The following is a 22,551-nucleotide window of genomic DNA, read 5'->3' as shown; positions in this document are numbered from 1 at the left end:
GAAGCCGGGAGCAGCCCAACCCGGCGCGAAGATGCCCAAACGCACCCAGGCGGTGCGGTTGCTGCCGTCCGTCATCACCATCCTGGCGCTGTGTGCCGGGCTGTCCGCCGTCAAGTTCGCTCTCGACGGACAACCCGGTACTTCGCTCGCGATGATCGGCGCCGCAGCCGTCCTCGATTCACTCGACGGCCGCATCGCGCGACTGCTCGACGCCACCAGCAAGATCGGCGCCGAACTCGACTCACTGGCCGACTCCATCTCCTTCGGCGTCGCCCCGGCCCTGGTCCTGTACGTGGCCTTGCTGGACGGCACCAGCATCGGCTGGATCATCGCGTTGATCTACGCGGTCAGCATCGTGTTGCGACTCGCACGTTTCAACACCCTGCTCGACGACGACGACGTCCCCGCGTACGCACGTGAGTACTTCGTCGGCGTTCCGGCTCCCGCCGGCGCACTCATCGCCCTCACTCCCCTGGCCGCGACGGCTCAGTGGGGTGACGGCTGGTGGTCTTCGCACATCGTCGTCATCGTGTGGACACTCTTCTCGGCTGCACTGATCGTCAGCCGCATCCCGACGCTGGCGATGAAGTCGGTATCCGTGCCGCCGCACATGGCGGCCGGCTTGCTCGTACTGGTGACGTTGGCTGCGGCCGCGCTCATCACCTACCCGTACATCCTGTTGATCGTTCTCATCGCGATCTACCTGGTGCACATCCCGTTTGCCGTGCATTCGAAGCGGTGGGTGGCAGCGCGTCCCGAAACCTGGGACATCAAGCCTTCCGAACGCCGCGCGATCCGACGCCAACCCAACGTCGGTGGCCGCCGCTCGGCCGCTCGTCTCGGATTGCGGCGACCCCGCTAGTCCACGACGTACTCTCGAGAGGTGACTTCGCCGGAACTCGCCCTCACCGTTCGACTCAACACCTCTGCCGCCGACCTACGCCGCGGGGTCGTGCGCTTGCACCCCGAAGCGTTGGCGGCGTTGGGCATCCGCGAATGGGATGCCATCGCACTCATGGGAGCCCGCGGCACCGCGACCGTCGCGGGCCGTGCGCCCACCGGAACCCCGGCGGGCACGATCCTTCTCGACGACGTCACCATGTCGAATGTCGGCCTGACCGAGAACTCTTCCGTCGTGGTCGGTCCGGTAACGGTGTACGGAGCGCGATCCGTCTCCGTCACCGGATCTTCCATGGCGACAAATTCGATCAGCTCGACGGTTCTGCGACAAGCCCTTCTGGGCAAGGTCGTCAGCGTCGGCGACACGGTCTCGCTCCTACCCCGCGATCTCGGTCCGGGTACGAGCACTTCCGAAGCCACCCAAGCGCTTTCCCGCACCTTCGGCGTCGCGTGGACATCCGAACTGCTCACCGTCACAGCCGTCGAACCTGCCGGTGGTCCGGTCAGCGTCCAGCCGAATTCGGCGGTCAACTGGGGTTCCGGCTCGGCGGGTGCGCTGACGCCGAGTGCGCTTGTTTCCAGTCCGGCCGCCGACGCGATCGAGCCTGCACCGTCGGTTCCGCTGGATCACCTCGTCGGCGCGCAGGCGCAGGCAGCCAAGCTGACCGAGTGGCTCGGCCTGGCACTCGACGAACCAGAACTGCTCCGTACGCTCGGCGCGTCACCCCACCTCGGCGTCCTCGTCACCGGCCCCGCCGGCGTGGGCAAAGCCACATTGGCCCGCTCGGTCCTGTCCTCGCGCAAACTGGTCGAACTCGACGGCCCGGGAGTCGGCGCCACCGAGGCGAATACCCGCCTGCAGCGAATCGTCGACGCCGTTGCTGCCGTGCGCGGCGGTGGTGTGCTGCTGATCAGTGACATCGACGCACTACTTCCTGCCACAGCCGAACCGGTGTCCGCGCTCATCCTCGAACAGTTGCGCAGCGCCGTCGCCACCCCGGGCGTGGCATTCGTCGCGACCTCCGCCCATCCGGAGACCGTCGACGCGCGCCTTCGCGGCCAGGATCTCTGCGACCGGGAACTCGCACTTACCCTGCCGGACGGCGCAACACGCAAGGCATTGCTCGAACTCCTGCTCCGCCGCGTGCCCACCGGAACCCTCGAACTCGACGCCATCGCCTCGCGCGCACCCGGATTCGTGGTCGCCGACCTCGCGGCGCTCTGCCGTGAAGCTGCTTTGCGAGCGGCTACGCGAGCGTCCAAATCCGGTGATTCTCCGGAGATCACGCAGGAAGATCTTGTCGGTGCCCTCGAAGTGATTCGGCCACTGTCCCGTTCGAGCACCGAAGAACTCTCGATCGGCAGCGTCACCCTCGACGACGTCGGCGACATGGTCGAAACCAAACAGGCGCTCACCGAAGCAGTTCTGTGGCCGCTGCAGCACCCAGACTCCTTCGCGCGTCTCGGTGTCGACCCGCCCCGCGGTGTGCTCCTCTACGGCCCTCCCGGCTGCGGTAAGACGTATCTCGTTCGCGCCCTTGCCAGCTCAGGTCACCTCAGCGTCCACGCCGTCAAAGGTGCGGAGCTGATGGACAAGTGGGTCGGCGCCTCCGAGAAAGCCGTGCGCGAGTTGTTCCAGCGCGCACGCGATTCGGCACCCTCGTTGATCTTCCTCGACGAAATCGACGCCCTCGCCCCGCGTCGCGGTCAAAGCTCCGACTCCGGGGTGTCGGATCGCGTCGTGGCCGCGTTGCTGACCGAACTCGACGGCGTCGAGCCGCTACGCGACGTCGTGGTGTTGGGCGCCACCAACCGACCGGATCTGATCGACCCGGCTCTCCTGCGCCCCGGCAGACTCGAACGACTCGTATTCGTACCGCCGCCGGATGCGGAGGCTCGCAAAGCGATTCTGCGTGCTTCCGGAAAGTCGGTACCGCTCGCCGAAGATGTCGATTTGGACATTCTGGCCGTCGATCTCGAGGGATACTCGGCAGCAGACTGCTCGGCTCTCCTGCGTGAGGCTGCACTCGCCGCCATGCGTCGGAGCATGGACGCGGCCGACGTGACGGCCGCGGACGTGGCAACCGCCCGTGAGAAAGTACGTCCCTCACTCGATCCCGAGCAGGTGGCACACCTACAGGCGTACGCGGACAACCGATAAGGACTGACCATGGCTGCTGATCTGGTTCTGTACGGCGACATCGTGACCATGCACGAGGAATCACCACACGCCCAGGCACTCGCCGTGACGGGAGGCCGGATCACAGCTGTCGGCGCGCGCACGGACGTCGAGAAACTGGTGGGGCCGGATACCCGCGTCGTCGACGTCGGAGGTGCCGCTGTTCTGCCGGGGTTCATCGAGCCGCACGGTCACCCTTTGGAAGAAGCGATCGTGCTCGGGCCTGACGTCGTCGACATCCGGCCTGTCACGATCGCCGAGGCGGACGCCGTAGTTGCTGCCGTCGTCGACACGGTTCGTTCGCGGGGTGCTGCCGGTGCTTCTCTGAACGGTTGGGACCCGTTGCTGCAGAAGGGCCTACCCGACCCGACCATCGGCTGGTTGGACTCCGTGGCGCCGGAGTACCCGCTCGTGATCATGCACAACTCGGGTCACGTCGCGTATTTCAACACGGCGGCAGCGGTACAGGTCGGCATCACCCGCGATACCCCCGATCCGATCGGCGGATCGTACGGCCACGACGCGACGGGCGCACTCGACGGAGCCGCGTACGAAATGCCTGCGGTGTTCGCAGTCGCGGGCCACGCAGTCACCATCGGTGACGACTTCCCCGCACTGGTGGCGGCCGAATGCGCCCGGCTGAACGCCGCGGGTATCACCACCATCGCCGAATTGTCGTTCGACCCCAAGATGCGACCGGCCCTTGCAGCGATAGCCGACGCCGGACTGCTCACCACGCGCTTGCGGCTCTACGAAATGTCCAACGACGCACGCACTACCGAGGCATCGCCGGGCGACGGAAACGACCTGGTGCGCCAGATCGGGATCAAGGTCTGGTCCGACGGTTCGCCCTGGGTCGGCAACATCGCCACCAGTTTCCCGTATCTCGATACCGAGGCAACCCGCGCGCTCGGGATCGCCTGCACGCACGGGCATGCCAACTACACCGGCGAACAGATCCACGACATCAGTTCCGCTTACTTCGCCAAGGGGTGGCAGATGGCGTGCCACGCCCACGGCGACGACGCGATCACCATGGTTCTCGACGCGTGGGAACGACTTCTGAAGGAGCACCCCCGGCCCGATCACCGGTTGCGCCTCGAACATGTCGGCGCGATGCGTCCGGATCAGTTCGTCCGCGCAGCGGAACTGGGCGTCACGGTCAGCATCTTCATCGACCACCTGCACTACTGGGGTGACGTTCTGGTCGATGACCTGTTCGGCCCCGAATACGGATCCGTTTGGGCCGCAGCAGGATCTGCACTCGTGGCCGGGCAACGGTTCACCTTCCACAACGACGGACCCGTCACCCCCGCCAATCCGCTACGGAACATGCAGGACGCCGTCACCAGGCTTTCGCCCAGCGGCCGCGTCGTCGCGCCCCAGGAGCGAATCCCCGTGGACGCCGCCGTTCGCGCCCACACGGTCAACGCCGCTTGGCAGCTGTTCAGCGAAGATCACATCGGGTCCATCTTCCCCGACTCCTACGCGGATCTTGTTGTGCTGTCAGCAAATCCCGTCGACGTCGAGCCGACCAGGCTGGCCGACATCACGGTGCTCGCCACCATCCTGGAGGGCCGGACGGTGTACGGAGACCTGAGCGCGATCGGCTGATCTCGAACTCAAAGTAGTCCGTTTTGTCTCTGGTTCTCGAAAGTATGTTCGATTAAACTTTGGGAATGGACAGTCGGGAAGCGTGGCAGCTGGATGGAGAGGACCTCAAGAGTGAGGTTCTCGATCTGGTGCGCGCCCGGCACGAGTTGCAGTCGCGGATGGTGTTGCTGATCGTGGAGATGTTTTCCCGTGAGGTTCTCGGCGGGAAGGGTTTTCGGGCGATCGCGCAGTGGTTGCACGGTTCGACGAATTTGGAGATCGGTGAGTGCAGCTTGCTAGTCGGGTTGGCGCGGTTGTTGATGCTCGAACCTGTTGTCGCGGATGCGTTTCACCGCGGTGATGTGGATGCGTTGAAGGCCCGGCAGGTGGCGTCATTTTGTCAGCATCCACCGAAGAACATGACCCTGGCAGATGTCGACAAGGCTCGCGGGATCTTGTTGGGGTTGGCATCGAAGAACATTGCCGATTGTGATGCGGTGCGGGCGGCGATCCGCCGGATCGAGAAGCAGTACGGAAAACGCGAGGACGGCGTCCCGGTCGGCGAAGATTCGGAGCGCAACGAGTTCTACGCCTCGAAAGGCTTGTACGGGCGCGTGACCGTGAAGGGCGACCTAGATGCTGTGAACGGGGCGCGTCTGATCACGTTGTTGTCGAGCCTGTCGGCTCCGACACCGGAGAAGGACGGCGTCAAAGACACCCGCACTCCGGCACTACGACGTGCGGACGGGTTCTGCGAACTGTTGCGCCGGTACGAGCGGGCGGGACTGGGTCCGATCGAGGGCGGGGTGAAACCGCACATCACTGTCACAGCCAGCGCAAAAGACATGACAGATATGCAGGCCTTGAAGGACTTGCTGCCGTCCACCGAGGAGCTGGGGTTTGCGTGGGCGGATTGGGTGGGCCCGATCAGCATCGACACCGCTCGGATGTTGGCCTGTGACTGCACCGTCACCCGGATTCTGTTGGATGAAAATGGTGTTCCGCTCGACTGCGGCAAGGAAGCGAGAACGGCGACGGTTCCGCAAAGGCGAGCGTTGGCGGTACGCGATGGCGGTTGTGCGTTTCCGGGGTGCGGGACACCGTCGGGGTGGTGCGATGCCCACCATATTGTTCACTGGAGTGACGGTGGCCCAACGGATCTCGACAACCTGATCTTGTTGTGCGGTCATCACCATCGGACACTGCACCACACCGAATGGCGGGTCGAGATCGGCCCCGATCGAAAGACGGTGTTCTACCCGCCGATGTCCGTTGACCCGTATCAGCATCCGATCGGCGGGAACAGCCCGCCCACAGCAGCCTGAAGTGAAACAACTCGAGACGCGAGCACCGGGGCACGATCATGCCCCGGTGCTCATGCTGCGTTCCGTCATCTTCGCGGAGACGTACGGCCTACCAGCGGTTCCGAACCTCCTCGGCAAATCCGAGGAGATCTCGAACCACCACGGAGGTACCGTCGTCGAGGATTACTGTGCCGGAGAACTTTCCGAACACCTGATGCTGAATCGAACGCAGCACCCCGACGTCGAAAGTCGCGGCACGGTCGATGATCGGCTCGAAAGTCATCTCGAAGCGACCATCGTTGCTCGAGAAGTTCCACGGAGCGCCGTCGTACGTTCCCTGTGGGATGCCGAAGTCGATCCTGTCCAGTTTGTGTGCCCGCCCTCCGACAAACACAATGTTCTCGCTGGCTGCCCTGGTATCCCCGAAGCCGTACCCGATGTTGAATCCGAACCGCTCGCCGTTCACCAGTCCGGACGCAGAACCCCAGTACCAGGTGTTGTCGTAAGTCCAGACTCCCCTGCCCCAATCGAGAACGCCGAACGAGTCCTCCGAGCGAAATGTGAAGTCGTCGCTCCCGATTCGCACGGCCCCGGCAGCGGGCAGGCAGTTGATCTTCTGGTTGTAGTAAAACGATCGGGACGCCTTTGGAAACGGTGTGGCGACCACCATCCGGTCATCGGCAGGACTCGCCAGAAACAGATCGGCATGTAGACCTCGTCCACCGTCGAAAGCCGGGTAGTCGACGATCAGGTGGCGCCCACCGTCCACATGGCGAAACTCGAAGCGAGCTTTACCTTTCGACACCACCACATCACCGTCGTCCGCGCTTTCGGGCAGACCGAGCCTTCCCATCGGAAACGGCAGCATCACGTTTTCGGTGATCTCGTGCGGTGTTCGGAAATCGAGCCAGGAGACTCCGAGCAAGCCCATGTACCCATTGTCGGCGACGGTCAACGCGATGCCGTAATCCGCAGTGAGAACGCAGTAGTAGTCCCATTCCTTGATCCGGAACTTGGGAGCGGTGATCGCAGAGCGTCGATACTTGCGAATCTCCGATGGGGCCCAACCCGTCTCGACCAGATGTCCGCGATCGTCGAGAAGCGGGCCGGGCGACATCAGTGTCTGCATTCTTACTTCCAGCGTCCCAAGATCTCGTTTGCGCGGTTGGCCAAGGCCATCTGGAAGAACGGACCGAAGCTCACCCGCGCCACTCCGAGCGGACCGAAACTTGCCGGGTCGTCCTGATCCGGGATTCCGATCGCATTGATCGGAAGTGGGAGTTCGGACGTCAAGCGGCGCTGGGTTGCGTCGTCGTGACGCCCGACGGGGTAGAGAACGTCGGCGCCGGCATCGGCTGCCAACTTGAGGCGTGCGATAGCGCGATCGACGCGATCGGACTCGTCACCGACCTGCTTCACGAACAGGTCGGTACGCGCGTTGACGACAACGTGAACTCCGGCGGCGTCGGCAGCCTGGCGAAGCCCGCCCACGAAGTCGGCGTGCTCTTGCGCCTCACGCAAGCGTCCGCCTTCACTGTGAACGGTGTCCTCGATGTTGAGTCCGACAGCGCCGGCATCGATCAGCCCGTCGATGAGAACTGCCGGCTCGAGCCCGTAGCCACCTTCGATGTCCACCGAGATCGGGGCGTCGACTGCACCGGTGATCTGCTTGATCCGGTGCAGAAGTTCGTCGAAGGTAATGCCCTCATTGTCCGGCTTGCCGATGGAATCGGAAACCGGGTGGCTGCCCACCGTCAGGGCTGCAAAACCTGCAGCCACCGCAAGATCCGCCGACCACGCGTCCCAGACTGTCGGGAGAATGACCGGGTTGCCTGGCTGGTGCAACGCCAGTAGAGCTGTTGCCTTGTCGTTGATCGAAGTCATGCGGTGGCTCCTCGAGATCGTGGGGTGTACCTCTCACCTACCGACTCTAGTGAGCGACCGGGCAGCCTGTGCTCTTGTAATCGACCTGGAACTCCTTGATGCCGTTGATCCAACCCGAGCGCAGACGGCGCGGATCACCGATCTTGGTGATGTCCGGGACGTTGTCGGCAATCGCGTTGAACATCAAGTCGATCTCCATACGAGCGAGGTTGGCACCGATGCAGAAGTGCGCGCCCGTTCCACCGAAGCCCAAGTGCGGATTGGGGTTACGAGTGATATCGAACGTCATCGGGTTCTCGAACACGTCCTCGTCGAAGTTCGCGGAGCTGTACAGCATCACCACGCGCTGCCCCTTCTTGATCGACACTCCTGCCAATTCCGTGTCCTCGAGCGCGGTGCGCTGGAACGCGGTGACCGGCGTCGCCCAACGAACGATCTCGTCGGCCGTCGTCTTGGGACGTTCCTTCTTGTACAGCTCCCACTGCTCGGGGTTGTCCAGGAACGCGATCATTCCGTGCGTGATGGCGTTGCGGGTGGTCTCGTTGCCCGCCACCGCCAGGATCAACACGAAGAACCCGAACTCCTCCGGGCTCAAGGAGTCGCCGTCGATGTCGGCCTGGACCAGTGTGGTGACGATGTCGTCTGCCGGGCAGGTACGACGCGCGTCTGCCATTTGGTACGCGTATCCGAGGACCTCGGTGGACGCGACTGCCGGATCACCCTGGTATTCCGGGTCGTCGTAGCCCATCATCTCGTTGGACCACTTGAACAGCTTGTCTCGATCGTCCTGCGGTACACCGATCAGATCCGCGATCGCCTGGAGCGGCAGCTCGCTGGCAACCTGCTTCACGAAGTCGCCCGGACCTTCGCTCACAGCAGTGTCGACGATGCTCCGTGCACGACGATCCAACTCGTCGCGCATGCCGTTGATCGCGCGAGGCGTGAACAGCTTCGAAATCAGCTTGCGGAGCTTGGTGTGCTCCGGCGCATCCTTGTTGAGCAGAAGGTGCCGGAGCATCTCGACGGCCTCACGTGGCATGTCGTCGGCGAAACGCGCGATCGCGGTGTTCTCCCAGCTCGAGAACACGTCGCTGCGCTGGCTGACCTCTTTGACATCAGCATGACGCGAGACCACCCAATAGCCCTCGTCCTGGAATCCGCCGACCGTCGGCGGCTGCTCACACCACCACACGGGTGCGTTGCGTCGCAGTTCGGCGAATTCCTCGAAAGGGATCCGCTCCCCGAGGACAGCAGGGTCGGTGACGTCGAATCCGGCCGGCAGGTCAGGTGTGCGTGTTGTGTCCGAGATGGTCATGGCGTCCTCTGATCGGTCGAATGTGCGCTACACCACAGAGTAGCTTTCACTAACGGCCTGTCAAGTGAAAGACGGGGAGTCTCGTGCAATCGTCCCGCAAGAGCCCCCGCGGCACTAGGATCCCGGTAATGACAGATACCTCCGGCAGACTGACGCTGCGAGAGAAGCAGAAGCAGCGAACCCGCGCAGACCTCGTGGATGCCGCCGGCGCGCTCTTCACCGAACGCGGATACGCGGCTGTCACCGTGGAAGACATCGCCGGCCGGGTCGGCTGCAGCCGAGCCACCTTCTACCTGCACTTCCCCGGAAAGATCGATATTCTCAAGGCCCTCGGCTCGAACACTGTCGTATCCAGCACCCTCGCCATATTCCAGGATCTCGACCATGTACTCGATTCCGGTTCGCGCGAAGAATTCGCCGGCTGGATCGCACGCGCTCTCGACTGGTGCCGCGATCACCACCACATGATGCGGGCGTGGGACGAGGCCATGATCCTCGAACCCGAGTTCCGCACACTGGCCCGCGAGGGCATCTCCGCACTGCCTAACGCGATGCCGTCGTACCTGGCCCGCTGGCCGCAGGACCGACATGACGAGGCAAAACTTCGAGTAGAGCTCCTGCTCACACAAGTCGAGCGTTTCTTCATTCGCTGGGCCGAGCAGGGCGCGATCACCGCGGGTGCGGACGTCGCAGCAGACGTTCTCACCGACATCTGGTTTCCGGCACTCACGCCGCCCGCTACTGATGGTGCGGCGCCGCGATAGGTTGGCCCGATGCCACTCGATCTTCGAGCGATCCTCACCACCGTCGCTGCGCTCCTGTCCGGGATACTCGCTGCGCTGGCCCTGACCAATCCAGTTCTTCGTGACTGGGCCATCGTCGCCTCCCCATCGGAAGTGGATCGCTGGATCAGTAGCGGACCCACTGCTGTCGGACTCGGCGCCGTAGTTGCCGTGCTTGCCTGCGCACTCTCACAGCGTCGCGGTTCCCGTCGGGCAGCCTGGATCGCGATCGCTGTCGGGGTCGCCGTCATCGCGATCATTCGGGCAGTCGTACCCGAGGTTGCGTCACTGGACCTGCTGATCGCCTTGATCATCGTCAAAAGTGTTGCAGCCGGTGCGATTCTGGGTTGTGTGGTTGCCGTCAGCTGGGATCGCACTGCCACGAAGAACGCCACCCTCCTGGGCGTGCTTGCCACCTTTCTCGCGGTTCGCACGTTCGCCGGCGGGTCTGGCCGGATGAGTACGTCTTCGGTAGGTGAGCCGTCGTGGTGGCTGATCGGCGCCACGGCCGCGGCAGCGATTGCCTGTGCAGTCACCGCGCAGGCCGGCTTCCGGATCCGCAAGCCCGACGCGGGCGAAATCCGCATCGCGCTCGTGGCGATCACCGCGCTGGCGATCGGACATCGCGTGCTCGGCGCCGTAATTGACCGCCAGCAATACGCGTCCGAGGCAACCGCCTGGATCGTCATGGTTCTGGCGGCAGGTGCTGCGCTCGCGTTGACGTGGATCGCCGCCTACCGTCTCGGTGACACCTCCGGTGCTGGTGGCAAGTTCCTCTGGGCGGCAACCGCTCTGGCCGCTGCGTCGGCTCCGTTGTTCGTCGACATCGCGAAGGGTTCCGGTCACTGGGGTCAGCTGAAGTCCCCCTGGGTACTGGTGCTTTTCGCAGCCCTGCCGGTCGCCGTCGGATTGCGACTGCACGAGCAGGTGCCAAACTTCGTGCCCATCGCCGTTCTCGTTGCGGTACCGCTGTCGGAACTACTGCCCTTCGACTCCGCGCACGGTGTCTGGGCAATCGCCCTGAAGATCGCCGCGCTGGGCCTCGCCACCGGATTGCTGTTCGGTTCCCTGGCTCCCGGCAGCTTGGTCGACGCCACACTCGGACTCGCCATTCCCTTTGCCGCGATGACCTTCTCGTCGATCGCCATTCTCACCGATCAGCTCACCGCGCCGCCAGAGTTGACAGCGGCAGACATTCAGCGATTGATGGAACTTCCCATCCCGGCGCACGTCAGCGCTGACGGAGGATTATTCGGACGCGGCATAGGCATCACCATCGACTACGTCACCCCTCAGACCGTCGGCACTGCAATCCTCTTCGCCCTGATCATCGGCTTCTGTGGTGCGGCGATCCTTCGACGATCCCACCCGCCCGTCGAGGTATCGGAACCCACCGAGACCGCCTGATCGGGACAGACCGATGACCATCGACCTCCGGTCATGCACCGGCGCCCTTGCGGCCTTTCTCTCGGGAATCCTTGCCGCCGTGGCGCTGACGAACCCAGCGCGAATGAGATGGCCTGTTACCGAACCGCAGTCGAAGATCGACCAATGGATCAGCAGCCAATCCACCAGCGTCGTGGTGGGTGCCATCGTCGCCGTAGGGGCCTGCGCGTATCTCCAGCACCGCGGTTCTCGCAGGCGTGCGTGGGCGTTTGTGTGTGTAGGCGTTGTCGTGCTGATTCTGATCAGATACCTCGTACCCGAAGAACTTGGTCTTGATCTGCTGAGCGTTTTAGGTTTTGCCAAAACCATTGCAGCAGGAATCATCCTAGGTGGCGCGGTCGCCGCCTCGTGGGACAACCGCATCGGACGCAACCTACTGATCGTGGGCGTGGTGTCGACGTGGTTGGCCGCGCAATCGTCCACCGGAGATTTGATACCCACCAGCACGTCGTCCATCGGTGAACCCGCCTGGGCACTTCTGTGGCTGACGCTGATCTGCGCAGTAGCGTGCGCCATCACGGTTGACCCCGAATCTCGGCCAGGTGAAGGCGAACCGGGCGTTGCCGCAGCCGCTCTGGCAGTTGTCGCCGGCCTCGCCGTCACCCAACGGATTCTGAGTTCGGTCGTCGACCGGCAAGAGGACCCGTCGACGTATTCGGGTTGGGTGGTCATGGTTGCGTCCACCGTCGCCGTCCTCACCCTGACCTGGTTCTGTACGGGGAAACTCGACGCCGCATCAGACAGCGGCGGATTCCTCTGGGCTGCAACCGCTCTTGTGGCCGCCGCCACGACGGTGTTCGCCGATCTGACCGACCGCTTCTTTCTCGACGGCGACCGAACTTCACCGTTGGTGATCACTGCCCTCGCGATCATCGCAGTTGTCTTCGGGTTGGCGCGTTCTCGACATGGAGATCGCAGGATCGTGGGTCTTGCTCTCCTGGCTTCGATCCCGTTGTCGGAGTTGATCTTCAGCGGCGATCACGAACTGGCTCTGTTGCTCCGGATCGTCGCGCTAGGCGTGGGATCGGGATTACTGTTCGGATCCGTCTTGCCCTCGAATCCCGTCATCGGGGCGCTGGGGTTGACCATTCCTTTCACTGCCCTGATCTTCATATCGATCGGGCAGCACGAGATCGAGACAGTGTCATCAACCTACGTCCAGCCCAACGCCCCATCGACTTACCTCGAGCGCAACTCTGAACTGCGCAGCTACATCGACGCGAGCGAGCCCGGCGCAGCGTATCGGGCGGAAGCCTCGACGATTGCCTACGCGTACGAGGAGCCACCTCGTTCCGTCGGTACCGCGCTTCTGATGTGTGTAGTTGTCGTCGCCACCGGGATCGCGCTCCGCCGACGAAACCCCGTTGACACACCGTCACCGGACTGAGACCTCCTATTGCGGTGCAACTGGTACCGGATTGACTATTTTGGAGCAGTGCCCATCGCCCGCAGGACGCTGCTCGTCGCGCTGAGTGGTGTGACGGCATTCGTCGTCACCCTCGTCGCCTTGGCACCGTTCGTCAACAGCCAGTCGACGTCGATTTCGACGGGCGACCGATTCTGGTCGATATCGACCATCGGTGCCGGCGTTCTGGCTGTCGTCGCGGTCGGGACAGCCGCGATGATGGCCCGTTGCCGGTTACGGACCGCTGCCATGACGGCATTCGGTGGACTCCTCCTCGAACTGCCCGGACTCTACGATCACAACTTCGAGGCACTCTCGCCCGTCGGTGCGGGAGTCGCCGTCGGCGCGGTCACGGTTGCTGCCGCTCCACGGGTCCGAGCCGCTTCGGTCGCGGGAACGATTGTTGCCGTGCATGTCTCGGATTCACTCCTGGACGAGGACGCAATTCCTCGGCGGTACGCGGATTACATCGCCGACAACACCAACCAGTTTCAACCACCAGTGCTGGCGGCAACACTGATCGCACTGGCGTTGACCGCCGCGTGTGTCGCCGCGTTCTGGTTCCACGATTTCGACAAGGACCACACCAAGGAACGGATGGCCGTTCGGCCGGTGACGATCGCGGCGGTGCTCACCCTCTTCGGCGTCGCGGCAAATTGGTGGTTCGAGATCACCACCGTCACGGCGGCGGTGCCCCTGCTACTCGTCGCGTTAGTGATCACGGTGATCTGCGCGCGAGTGTTGGGCGACGGCAGTCGGATCCTGCTGATGTGTACCGCTGCCGTAGCAACTCTGGCGGCGGTCTCGGCGAACCGTCCCGCAACCGAGGCTATGGAGTGGTCGAAAACCCCGGCCTCGACCGCCGTCGTGATCGGAGTCGTCATCGCCGCCGCGGCAGTAATCGGCGCGATCGCTCCCTCGCGGGTCGTCGGCTACGGATTGCTCCTGACGGTGACGGTCGCCGGGATCGTCAGCTACGCCACGTCGCCGTCGCCGAAGATCGGTGACGTTCTCACGATCAGCGATCTTCTTGTCGCCTTCACTGCAGCGATCGTCACGTACGCGATCGCCAGCGCGATGTACCGAGAGCCACCGCGGACCGGAGCGTCACGAGCCCTCGTCGGACTCGGTGTCATCTTCGGCCCGACGGCGCTGGCCCTCCTCGTCTATCCGCAGTTCGACTACGGATGGACGGCGTACACGCCGACGGACGAGAACAAGCCCTTCAATGGCATCACGACGGTAGGCCCGTTCGAGATCTCGACCGACATCCTGATACTCGACGCCGTGGCGCTGATCATCGTGGCGGTCTGCGCCTATGCGAGTCTGCGCTTGGGCCGGATCAGTCGATCCGTTCCTCCGCCGATCAGTCGATCAGATCCATCGACGCCAGGCGATGGAACACTTTGAGCGATCCCGGCGCCACCTCGTCCATCGCTGTGTACTCGGCGAGCGTGAAGTAGCGGAACTCGGCGATCTCGCTGGTCGGGCGCGGGTCTCCGGCCATCTCCGCCAGATAGCAACTCATGTGCAGGCCTGTGTCCGCGGAATGTCCGAAAGCGTGAGCCTCGAAGACATCGAGAAACGTGACCGTCCCGTCGACCAGATCGACGTCGAGTTCCTCCCGAATTTCGCGGTGCAGTGCCTGCTCGGGCGTCTCACCCGGGTCGATCTTTCCGCCGGCCATGTAGAACGCGGTCTTGCCCACGGAGCGGGTCTGGATCAGCTTGCGGTCACGAATGTGCGCGAGGGCAGCGGTACGGATGATCGTGGTGGGAGTCGACGAATTCACGTCGTCCAACCTACGTGTATCCGCGAGTGCCGAAGATGTCCGAATCGACTCGCTGCACATCGAAACTGCCACGCCCGGTAATATGTACGCAAAGACAACCTCTCCGACTAGGTGAATTGTCTCGTTAATCCGATAGGTTCGATTTTGTTCGGACACCCCGCCGCCCGCTGACAACACGACGGAGTGCCTTTTGCTCGCTATCTTGCTTGCCCATGCCGTTGCCGCCCTCTTGGCTCCGCTTGTGGTGCGCAGGTTAGGGCGAAACGGCTTCTTCCCCCTCGCGATAGTCCCCCTCGCCAGCCTCGGCTGGGTCATCGACAAATGGGGCACCGTCGAGACGCTGCACATCACCTGGGTTCCCGGCCTGTCGATGGACATCGACTTCAGGTTCGACGCGCTCTCGGCCATCATGGCCGTGCTCGTCCTAGGCGTCGGCACGCTCATCCTGGTCTACTGCGCCCGCTATTTCAACGACGACGAACCTCGACTCGGCATCTTCGCCGCCGAGATGGTCGCCTTTGCCGGCGCCATGTTCGGGCTCGTGACCAGCGACAACATGCTGCTGCTCTACGTGTTCTGGGAACTGACGACGGTCCTGTCGTTCCTGCTGGTCGGTCACTACGCCGAGCGCGCCACCAGTCGCCGCGCCGCAACCCAAGCACTGCTCGTCACCACCGCCGGTGGTCTGGCGATGTTGGTCGGCATGATCATCCTCGGTCAGGTCGGCGGCAGCTACAACCTGTCCGAACTGGTCGCGAACCCCCCGACGGGTTGGCTCCCGTCCGTCGCGATCGTCCTGATCCTGATCGGTGCGCTCTCCAAATCGGCAATCGTGCCCCTGCACTTCTGGCTGCCCGGTGCGATGGCCGCGCCCACCCCTGTCAGCGGTTATCTTCACGCTGCCGCGATGGTCAAGGCCGGTATCTACCTCGTCGCGCGCCTGGCTCCCGGATACGCCGATTCGCCGCCATGGCGCATCACCATCATCAGTTTGGGTCTGCTGTCGATGATCCTCGCCGGTTGGCGAGCCATGCGCGCGTACGACCTCAAACTGGTCCTTGCCTTCGGAACCGTCAGTCAACTCGGCTTCATGATGGTCCTTGTCGGCATCGGCACGCGTGACGCTGCCCTGGCCGGCATGACGATGGTCGTGGCGCATGCGATGTTCAAGGCCGCACTCTTCATGGTCGTGGGCATCATCGATCACACCACCGGCACCCGTGACCTGCGCAAACTTGCTCACCTGGGTAAAGCTGCACCCGCTCTCGCAATCATCGCGAGCCTCGCTGCCGCCAGCATGGCCGGTCTACCACCGCTACTCGGCTTCGTCGGCAAGGAAGCCGCACTCGAATCGGTGCTCGAAACGAACGCGCTCGGCCACTGGTCGTCCATCGCCGTCGTGACGGTGATCGTGTTGGGCTCGATCCTGACCGTCGGCTACAGCATTCGGTTCATCTGGGGTGCCTTCGGACGCAAGACCCTGGGCAAGCCGAGCCCGGCCGTGAGCAAGATGCACAAGCCGGGTTGGCTGTTCCTGTTCGCGCCCGGCCTACTCGCGGTTCTCGGTCTGGCCGCCGGCATTCTCTCGCCCCAACTCGAGAAGCTGCTGACGCCGTACTCCACCACTCTGGCCCCGGGGCCGCACGCCGACTACCACCTCGCGCTGTGGCACGGATTCAACACTCCGCTGCTGCTCACCAGCATCGTCATCGCCGGCGGTGTCGCGCTCTACATCGCGCAGCGTCAGATCAGCCGCCTGCACTTCGAGCACCCGCCGCTCGGCAACGCCGACCGTATCTACGACGCGACCCTGCGCGGCATGGACACCATCTCGATGCGCCTGACCGGCGCCACTCAGCGTGGTTCGCTCCCCCGCACGCAGTCGACGATCCTCGCGACGCTGGTCGTCGTTCCACTGTTCTTGCTGATCATCGACACCAAGGGCGGCGGAGTCGACCTTCGGATGTGGGATTCGCCCATCCAGTTCACTATCGCGCTGATGATGATCTCGGCCGCCATCGCCGCGACGCTGATGCGCAACCGCCTCGCCAGCGTCATCCTGGTCGGACTCACCGGCTACGGCTGCGGTGTGTTGTTCGCGCTGCACGGTGCTCCAGACCTGGCTCTGACCCAGTTCCTCGTCGAAACACTGACGCTGGTGATCTTCGTACTCGTACTCCGAAAGTTCCCCGCCGAAGTCGACGAAAGCAAGGCGATCGGCTTCAAGTGGCCGCGTGCCGCACTCGCCGTCGCCGTCGGAATCACCGTCACCACCATCGCGGCATTCGCCACCAACGCCCGGAACACTCGTCCGATCTACGAACTGCTTCCCGACGCGGCCTACGACCTGGGCAACGGCAAGAACGTCGTCAACGTCCTACTCGTCGACATCCGCGCATGGGACACGCTCGGTGAGATCTCCGTGCTGCTGGTCGCAGCGACCGGCGTCGCCAGCCTCGTGTTCCGCAACCGCCGCTTCGGTATCGCGCCGCGCGTCGCCGACGCTCCCTCCGTCATCGTCGACAAGGCGGCCGCCAACTCTGACACGACGTGGTTGCGCGGCGGAGACCTGATCGATCCGCGCCACCGTTCGCTGGTTCTGGAGGTCACCACGAGGTTGATCTTCCCGACCATCATGGTGTTGTCGATCTACTTCTTCTTCTCCGGTCACAATGCTCCCGGCGGCGGTTTCGCCGGCGGCCTGACGGCGGGCCTGGCGCTGGTACTTCGTTACCTCGCCGGTGGCCGCTACGAACTCGGTGAAGCTGTACCCATCGACGCGGGCAAGATTCTCGGCCTCGGTTTGGCGCTAGCCGCGGGCACCGCCCTGGTGTCGCTGTTCCTCGGCGCCCCGGCTCTCTCGTCCGCCGTCTTCGAGTTCACCCTCCCGCTCATCGGCCACGTCAAACTGGTCACCGCTCTGTTCTTCGACCTGGGCGTCTACCTCATCGTGGTCGGTCTGGTCCTGGACGTACTCCGAAGTCTCGGCGCCCGCCTCGACGCAGAAATCGAGGTGAAAGCACCATGAGCGCAAACATCGGAATGCTGATCCTGATCGGCGTCCTCACGTCGGCCGGTGTCTACCTGCTGATCGAACGAAGCATCACCCGGATGCTGCTCGGCTTGCTCCTGTTCGGCAACGCCATCAACCTCTTGATCCTGACCGTCGGTGGATCGGACGGGAATCCGCCCATCGTCGGCCGAGATTCGGTCCACGAAGAGATAGCGGATCCGCTCGCCCAGGGCATGATCCTGACGGCCATCGTGATCACGATGGGTATCGCCGGCTTCGTTCTGGCACTGGCGTACCGGTCATTCAAGATCAACACCGCCGACGCCGTCGAGGACGATCCCGAGGACACCAAGATCCTCAAGCGTCGCCTGCCCGCCGACGCTCCCGACCACGACCGCTCCGACGACCCGCTCACCGGTGCCCCGAGCATCGGCGGCGACGCATTCGACAAGGACGGCAACCCAATTCCCCTCGAACAACTGGTCAACCTCGAGGACATCGAATGCTACGACGACCTCCACGACGGCGACTTCGAGGACGAACCGGTACCCGACTGGGCCACCGACCTTGCTCGTAAGAAGGAATCCGAGAAGCGGCGCAAAGACGCTCGCCAGACCAAGATCGAGGGAGGTGGAGGCGCATGACCATCTCGGACAACCTGATGGGAGCCCTTGCGCCCCTGCCCGTCCTGATCCCGATGTTGGCCGCAGCCGCGACGTTGGTAGTCGGCCGACGTCCGCGCTTCCAGCGTGTGATCACCCTGATCGCGCTCGTCGGAGTCGTCGCGGTGTCGGGCCTGCTTCTCTACCTCGCCGACCGCGACGGTACGACGGCTGTTCAGGTCGGCGGCTGGGATTCACCCATCGGTATCACGCTCGTGGTCGACCGTCTCTCGGCGATGATGCTCGTGGTCTCGTCGGTGGTGTTGCTCGCCGTCATGATCTACGCGATCGGTCAGGGTATTCGCGACGGCAGCGAGGCCCAGCCGGTCTCGATCTTCCTGCCGACCTATCTGGCATTGACTGCCGGTATCTCCAACGCGTTCCTCGCCGGTGACCTCTTCAACCTGTACGTCGGTTTCGAGGTCCTGCTCGCCGCGAGTTTCGTGCTCCTGACGCTCGGTGCCAGCGCCGACCGCGTCCGGGCCGGCATCTCGTACGTGATGGTCTCGATGGTGTCTTCATTGATCTTCCTGGCGGGCATCGCCTTCGCCTACGCTGCGACCGGCACCCTCAACATGGCCGACATGGCCCTGCGCTTCGACGACATTCCGCCAGGAACACGAACCGCCATCTTCGGTGTCCTCCTCGTGGCATTCGGCATCAAGGCTGCGGTTTTCCCGCTGTCGGCGTGGCTCCCGGACTCGTATCCGACCGCGCCCGCACCGATCACCGCCGTCTTCGCGGGGTTGCTCACCAAGGTCGGTGTGTACGCGATCATCCGGGCGCACTCGCTGCTGTTCCCGCAAGGAGAACTCGACAACGTACTGATGGTGTGTGGCCTGCTGACGATGGTGGTCGGCATCATGGGTGCCATCGCGCAGAGCGACATCAAACGTCTGCTCTCGTTCACCCTGGTCAGCCATATCGGTTACATGATCTTCGGTATCGCGCTGTCCACGACGTCCGGACTGTCCGGCGCGATCTACTACGTCGCCCACCACATCATCGTGCAGACGACGCTCTTCCTCGTCGTCGGTCTGATCGAACGACAAGCCGGGTCGTCGTCGCTGCGCCGTCTCGGTGGTCTCGCGGCGGCCAGCCCGATCCTCGCGATCGTCTTCCTGATCCCGGCCCTGAACCTCGGTGGCATCCCGCCGTTCTCGGGCTTCATCGGCAAGGTCGCACTCCTGCAAGCCGGTGCGTCCGACGCCAGCGCGCTGGCCTGGATCCTCGTCGCCGGCGGCACGATCACCAGCTTGCTGACGCTCTACGCGGTAGCCCGCGTGTGGACCAAGGCATTCTGGCGAGCCCGCGCCGACGCGCCTGAAGGTGACCTCGCCGACGTCAGCCCGTCAGCGTTGATCGACGAATCCGAAGAGGACATCGCGTTCGTCGACCGCGAGGACGTCGGCAAGATTCCGATCTTCATGCTGATTCCGACGGTCGGGCTCGTCATCGTCGGCCTGGGGCTGACGGTGTTCGCGGGCCGGATCATCGACATCAGCGACCGAGCGGCGAAGGATCTGCAGGACCGGTCAATCTACATCGACGCGGTTCTCGGCAACCACCGACCCGTTCCGGTCGACGAGGCTCCCGTCGCTGCAGACGACCCTGCTCTAGCTCCCAGTACCGATGCCCCGAACACCGAGGAGGCTCCGCGATGAAACGCGAACAGGTACTCCGCGTCGGGATCCTGCTGTGGCTGATGGTCGTGTGGATCCTGTTGTGGGGCAACATCAGTTTCGGAAACATCTTCGGCGGACTCGCCGTCGGCCTGATCATCATGGTCCTGCTTCCCCTCCCCCGCGTACCGGTCGAGGGCCGGGTGCATCTGCTGTCGATCCTGCGTCTGTTGTGGATGATCGTGTACTACGCGATCCAGTCGAGTATCCAGGTCGCTTGGCTGGCGATCCGTCCGTCGCCGCCGCCGGTCACCGGGGTTCTGCGGTACCAGCTCGGGATCAAGTCGGACCTGGTTCTCACGCTGTGCATCGACGTTCTGAACCTGATCCCGGGCACGATGGTTCTCGAGATCGACCAAAACCGGCGCATCGTCTACGTCCACGTGCTCGACGTCGGCTCGCAGAAAGCCGTCAGCGCGTTCTACCGCTCTGTGGAGGACCTCGAGCGGTTGTTCATCGCGTCGTTCGAACGTGATTCGGACTGGCGGCCCAGCCCGTGGCACCAGCGCGACTACGAATTCGATGCACCCCGGCAGGAGGACCAACCATGAACGGGTTCATCACCACGATCCTGATCATTTCGGGAGTGATTCTCCTGATCGCCGCAGTACTGACCACGTTCCGATTGCTCGACGGGCCGAGCTCACTCGACCGCCTCGTCGCCCTGGACACGATCATTGCGGTCTCGATGTGTGGGCTCGCGGTCTGGGCCGCGTACAGCGAAGACACGACCATCGTTCCCGCGATCGTCGCGCTGGCACTGGTCGGCTTCATCGGTTCGGTGTCCGTCGCGCGCTTCCGGGTGAGTGACCAGTGATCGGCAACATCCTCGACACGATCGGGGCAATCTCCATCTTCCTGGGCGCGCTGCTCGCGCTGACCGCGGCGGTGGGAATCGTTCGCTTCCCCGACACCCTGCGTCGTATGCACGCGGCCACCAAGCCTCAGGTCGTCGGGCTCATCCTTGTTCTGATGGGTGCCGTGTTCCTGCTTCGTGGGAGCGTCGACATCTGGATGCTGGTACTGGTCGGCATCTTCACGTTGCTGACCGCGCCCGTCATCGCACACAGCGTCGGCCGCGTCGCCTACCGCGAACAGCGCGAGGAGGACGACCTCATGAAGATCAACGAACTGGAAGACCCGGACTCTCTCCGGTAGCGGCATCCCACTCACCGTCGCGCTCGCCCCACACTGCAAGAGCGGTGCCGGGGCGGGCGAAGAAGGTGCCGAAGTACGCCACCGACATGAGAACCAGAACAGCCAGCAGCAGCGGACCGAAGATCGCCGGGTACTCGGCCATCTGCACCGAAGCGAATCGGTACGAGAGCAACAACCCCGCGAGCAGTGCCGAGCCACCGATCAACAGACGCACTCGGAACCAACCCCAACCGCGCTCCGGATCCCGCAGCGCGGCATCGAGGGTCAAGCACAGAACCGCGCCGGCAATGAGGTCGACGCCGTAGTGGAATCCGAAACCGAGCGTCGCCGTCAGGGTCGCGACGAGCCAGAACGATCCCAGGCTGCGAATCCACCACGGGCCGCTGCGCGAGTGGATGAACAACGCGACTGCCCACGCGGTGTGCAGGCTCGGCATGCAGTTTCGTGGCGCGGCGTCGTCGAACGGCAGCGACGACGGTGACGCGAAGTCGAAGTTGGGCACGATGTTCGGCCAGTAGTCGCCGATCTGGAATCCGAAACCACGCGGACCGAAGGCGAACACCGGACCGACCACCGGGAACAGGACGTAGAAGATCGGGCCGATCAACCCGATGAGCAGGAACGTACGCAGCAGGTGATGCGACGGCCACCCCTTGCGTACTTGATAGAGAGCAACCACGATCACCGCGACGGGTAGTTCGACGTAGATCCAGTCGAGCGCTGCGGCGCCGACGGGGCCCATGGCGTCGACGATCTGGCCCATCACCCACGACGGGTTCCCGAGAGCCTGGTCTGCGAGGAAGACGTACTCGTCCCACACATCGGTGCCGACGAGAATGGTGATCTCCAGCCACGTCTCGGCAACCTTGGCCGCGATGATGAGCAACGCGCCCAGCGCAACGCCGTGCAGAACGCTGAGTCGACGCTCACCGGTCAACTTCCACACCGCGTACACCGCGATGGCCGTCAGCACCCAGGTGCCGCCGGTGCCCATCGTCAGCGGTCCACCGGAGAACCAGCGGATCGTGCCGACGACCACGTCGATCACGACCGCCGCGGATACCGCGTAGATGCGTTCTTTGTTGTTCAGTCCGACCAGTGCGAGAGCGAGGCCCACCCAGGGCATCGTCGCGGAGCGGGGAACGAGGAAGTAGTCACCGAACAGGCTTTCCACCGGGCCGAGATAGCCCTTGTGCGACGCGAACGCCTGCACGCCCAGGACCAGCACGGTCAATGCTGCTGTGCCGATCAGAAGGCCTCGATGAGAACTCGACCACGAACGATCCGATTGTCCGGGCGCGTCCCCTCGTTGGGACCAACTGTCTATCAACACCGGACAATAGTAAACGGCGTGTGAACCGAATATGGACACCCACTGGACAAACGGTTGGTATGCCCGGATTTCCAGCGCGCGAAACAGCCCTTTGAGCGTTGAG

At 63.7% G+C, this 22,551-nt stretch carries 19 protein-coding genes; 14 read left to right on the top strand and 5 right to left on the bottom strand.

The window, feature by feature from the left end; translation table 11 throughout:
• Window positions 1-31 precede the first annotated feature (31 nt).
• From pssA to R4P65_RS00145, 4 genes are all read left to right on the top strand, one after another.
• Window positions 32-862: a CDP-diacylglycerol--serine O-phosphatidyltransferase gene (gene pssA, locus R4P65_RS00160; RefSeq protein ID WP_317825531.1), complete on the top strand. Its 831-nt coding sequence runs from the start codon at window positions 32-34 to the stop codon at window positions 860-862.
• Window positions 863-883: 21 nt separating this feature from the next.
• A complete protein-coding gene (locus R4P65_RS00155; protein ID WP_317825042.1) occupies window positions 884-3,061 on the top strand; it encodes an AAA family ATPase in 2,178 nt (725 codons plus the stop codon).
• A gap of 9 nt (window positions 3,062-3,070) precedes the next feature.
• Window positions 3,071-4,693: an amidohydrolase gene (locus R4P65_RS00150; RefSeq protein ID WP_317825040.1), complete on the top strand. Its 1,623-nt coding sequence runs from the start codon at window positions 3,071-3,073 to the stop codon at window positions 4,691-4,693.
• Between the two features lie 65 nt (window positions 4,694-4,758).
• Entirely contained in the window at window positions 4,759-5,997 is a 1,239-nt protein-coding gene (locus R4P65_RS00145; RefSeq protein WP_317825038.1) for an HNH endonuclease signature motif containing protein, read from the top strand.
• Window positions 5,998-6,085: 88 nt separating this feature from the next.
• Here R4P65_RS00145 and R4P65_RS00140 read toward each other — a convergent pair whose 3' ends face one another.
• Genes R4P65_RS00140 through R4P65_RS00130 form a run of 3 tightly spaced genes read right to left on the bottom strand, consistent with a single transcriptional unit; the run spans window position 6,086 to window position 9,175 of the window.
• Window positions 6,086-7,105 (bottom strand): DUF2804 domain-containing protein, encoded by a 1,020-nt coding sequence (locus R4P65_RS00140; RefSeq protein WP_317825036.1) that lies wholly within the window; start codon window positions 7,103-7,105, stop codon window positions 6,086-6,088.
• Between the two features lie 2 nt (window positions 7,106-7,107).
• A complete protein-coding gene (locus R4P65_RS00135) occupies window positions 7,108-7,860 on the bottom strand; it encodes an isocitrate lyase/phosphoenolpyruvate mutase family protein (protein WP_317825035.1) in 753 nt (250 codons plus the stop codon).
• 46 nt (window positions 7,861-7,906) lie between these two features.
• Window positions 7,907-9,175: a cytochrome P450 gene (locus tag R4P65_RS00130; protein WP_003945041.1), complete on the bottom strand. Its 1,269-nt coding sequence runs from the start codon at window positions 9,173-9,175 to the stop codon at window positions 7,907-7,909.
• Between the two features lie 128 nt (window positions 9,176-9,303).
• Between R4P65_RS00130 and R4P65_RS00125 the strand changes: the two genes are divergently transcribed.
• The 4 genes from R4P65_RS00125 to R4P65_RS00110 are packed head-to-tail and all read left to right on the top strand — an operon-like array spanning window position 9,304 to window position 14,218.
• A complete protein-coding gene (locus R4P65_RS00125) occupies window positions 9,304-9,939 on the top strand; it encodes a TetR/AcrR family transcriptional regulator (protein ID WP_317825033.1) in 636 nt (211 codons plus the stop codon).
• 9 nt (window positions 9,940-9,948) lie between these two features.
• Window positions 9,949-11,364: a hypothetical protein gene (locus R4P65_RS00120; protein WP_317825031.1), complete on the top strand. Its 1,416-nt coding sequence runs from the start codon at window positions 9,949-9,951 to the stop codon at window positions 11,362-11,364.
• Between the two features lie 13 nt (window positions 11,365-11,377).
• Window positions 11,378-12,790 carry a hypothetical protein gene (locus tag R4P65_RS00115; RefSeq protein ID WP_317825029.1) on the top strand — a complete coding sequence of 471 codons (1,413 nt, stop codon included), beginning with the start codon at window positions 11,378-11,380 and terminating at the stop codon, window positions 12,788-12,790.
• 48 nt (window positions 12,791-12,838) lie between these two features.
• Window positions 12,839-14,218 carry a hypothetical protein gene (locus tag R4P65_RS00110; RefSeq protein WP_317825028.1) on the top strand — a complete coding sequence of 460 codons (1,380 nt, stop codon included), beginning with the start codon at window positions 12,839-12,841 and terminating at the stop codon, window positions 14,216-14,218.
• Here R4P65_RS00110 and R4P65_RS00105 read toward each other — a convergent pair.
• Complete coding sequence (locus tag R4P65_RS00105) at window positions 14,175-14,600, bottom strand: NUDIX domain-containing protein (protein WP_317825027.1); 426 nt, start codon at window positions 14,598-14,600, stop codon at window positions 14,175-14,177. The two genes, R4P65_RS00110 and R4P65_RS00105, sit on opposite strands and share 44 nt — an antisense overlap.
• Window positions 14,601-14,790: 190 nt before the next feature.
• On the opposite strand from R4P65_RS00105, the gene R4P65_RS00100 reads away from it, so the two are divergent.
• Genes R4P65_RS00100 through mnhG form a run of 6 tightly spaced genes read left to right on the top strand, consistent with a single transcriptional unit; the run spans window position 14,791 to window position 21,115 of the window.
• Window positions 14,791-17,628 (top strand): Na+/H+ antiporter subunit A, encoded by a 2,838-nt coding sequence (locus tag R4P65_RS00100; RefSeq protein WP_317825026.1) that lies wholly within the window; start codon window positions 14,791-14,793, stop codon window positions 17,626-17,628.
• Entirely contained in the window at window positions 17,625-18,257 is a 633-nt protein-coding gene (locus R4P65_RS00095; protein ID WP_230816834.1) for a Na(+)/H(+) antiporter subunit C, read from the top strand. Before R4P65_RS00100 ends, R4P65_RS00095 begins: the two co-directional genes overlap by 4 nt.
• Complete coding sequence (locus R4P65_RS00090) at window positions 18,254-19,939, top strand: Na+/H+ antiporter subunit D (RefSeq protein WP_317825024.1); 1,686 nt, start codon at window positions 18,254-18,256, stop codon at window positions 19,937-19,939. The genes R4P65_RS00095 and R4P65_RS00090 overlap by 4 nt, the downstream gene beginning before the upstream one ends.
• The gene (locus R4P65_RS00085) at window positions 19,936-20,508 is read left to right on the top strand and encodes a Na+/H+ antiporter subunit E (protein ID WP_230816832.1); all 573 of its coding nucleotides are present in this window, start codon (window positions 19,936-19,938) and stop codon (window positions 20,506-20,508) included. The genes R4P65_RS00090 and R4P65_RS00085 overlap by 4 nt, the downstream gene beginning before the upstream one ends.
• Window positions 20,505-20,774, top strand: a complete 270-nt coding sequence (locus R4P65_RS00080) for a monovalent cation/H+ antiporter complex subunit F (protein WP_269068655.1) — start codon at window positions 20,505-20,507, stop codon at window positions 20,772-20,774. Before R4P65_RS00085 ends, R4P65_RS00080 begins: the two co-directional genes overlap by 4 nt.
• On the top strand, window positions 20,771-21,115 hold the full coding sequence (mnhG, locus tag R4P65_RS00075; protein ID WP_058038511.1) for a monovalent cation/H(+) antiporter subunit G: 345 nt from the start codon (window positions 20,771-20,773) through the stop codon (window positions 21,113-21,115). The genes R4P65_RS00080 and mnhG overlap by 4 nt, the downstream gene beginning before the upstream one ends.
• On the opposite strand, the gene R4P65_RS00070 is transcribed toward mnhG, so the two are convergent.
• On the bottom strand, window positions 21,081-22,448 hold the full coding sequence (locus R4P65_RS00070) for a phosphatase PAP2 family protein (RefSeq protein WP_317825023.1): 1,368 nt from the start codon (window positions 22,446-22,448) through the stop codon (window positions 21,081-21,083). The two genes, mnhG and R4P65_RS00070, sit on opposite strands and share 35 nt — an antisense overlap.
• Between the last annotated feature and the right edge of the window lie 103 nt (window positions 22,449-22,551).

This window comes from Rhodococcus sp. IEGM 1318, assembly GCF_033142465.1.
Taxonomy (GTDB): Bacteria; Actinomycetota; Actinomycetes; order Mycobacteriales; family Mycobacteriaceae; genus Rhodococcus_F; species Rhodococcus_F qingshengii_B.
This window is presented reverse-complemented; position numbering and strand designations above follow the sequence as displayed.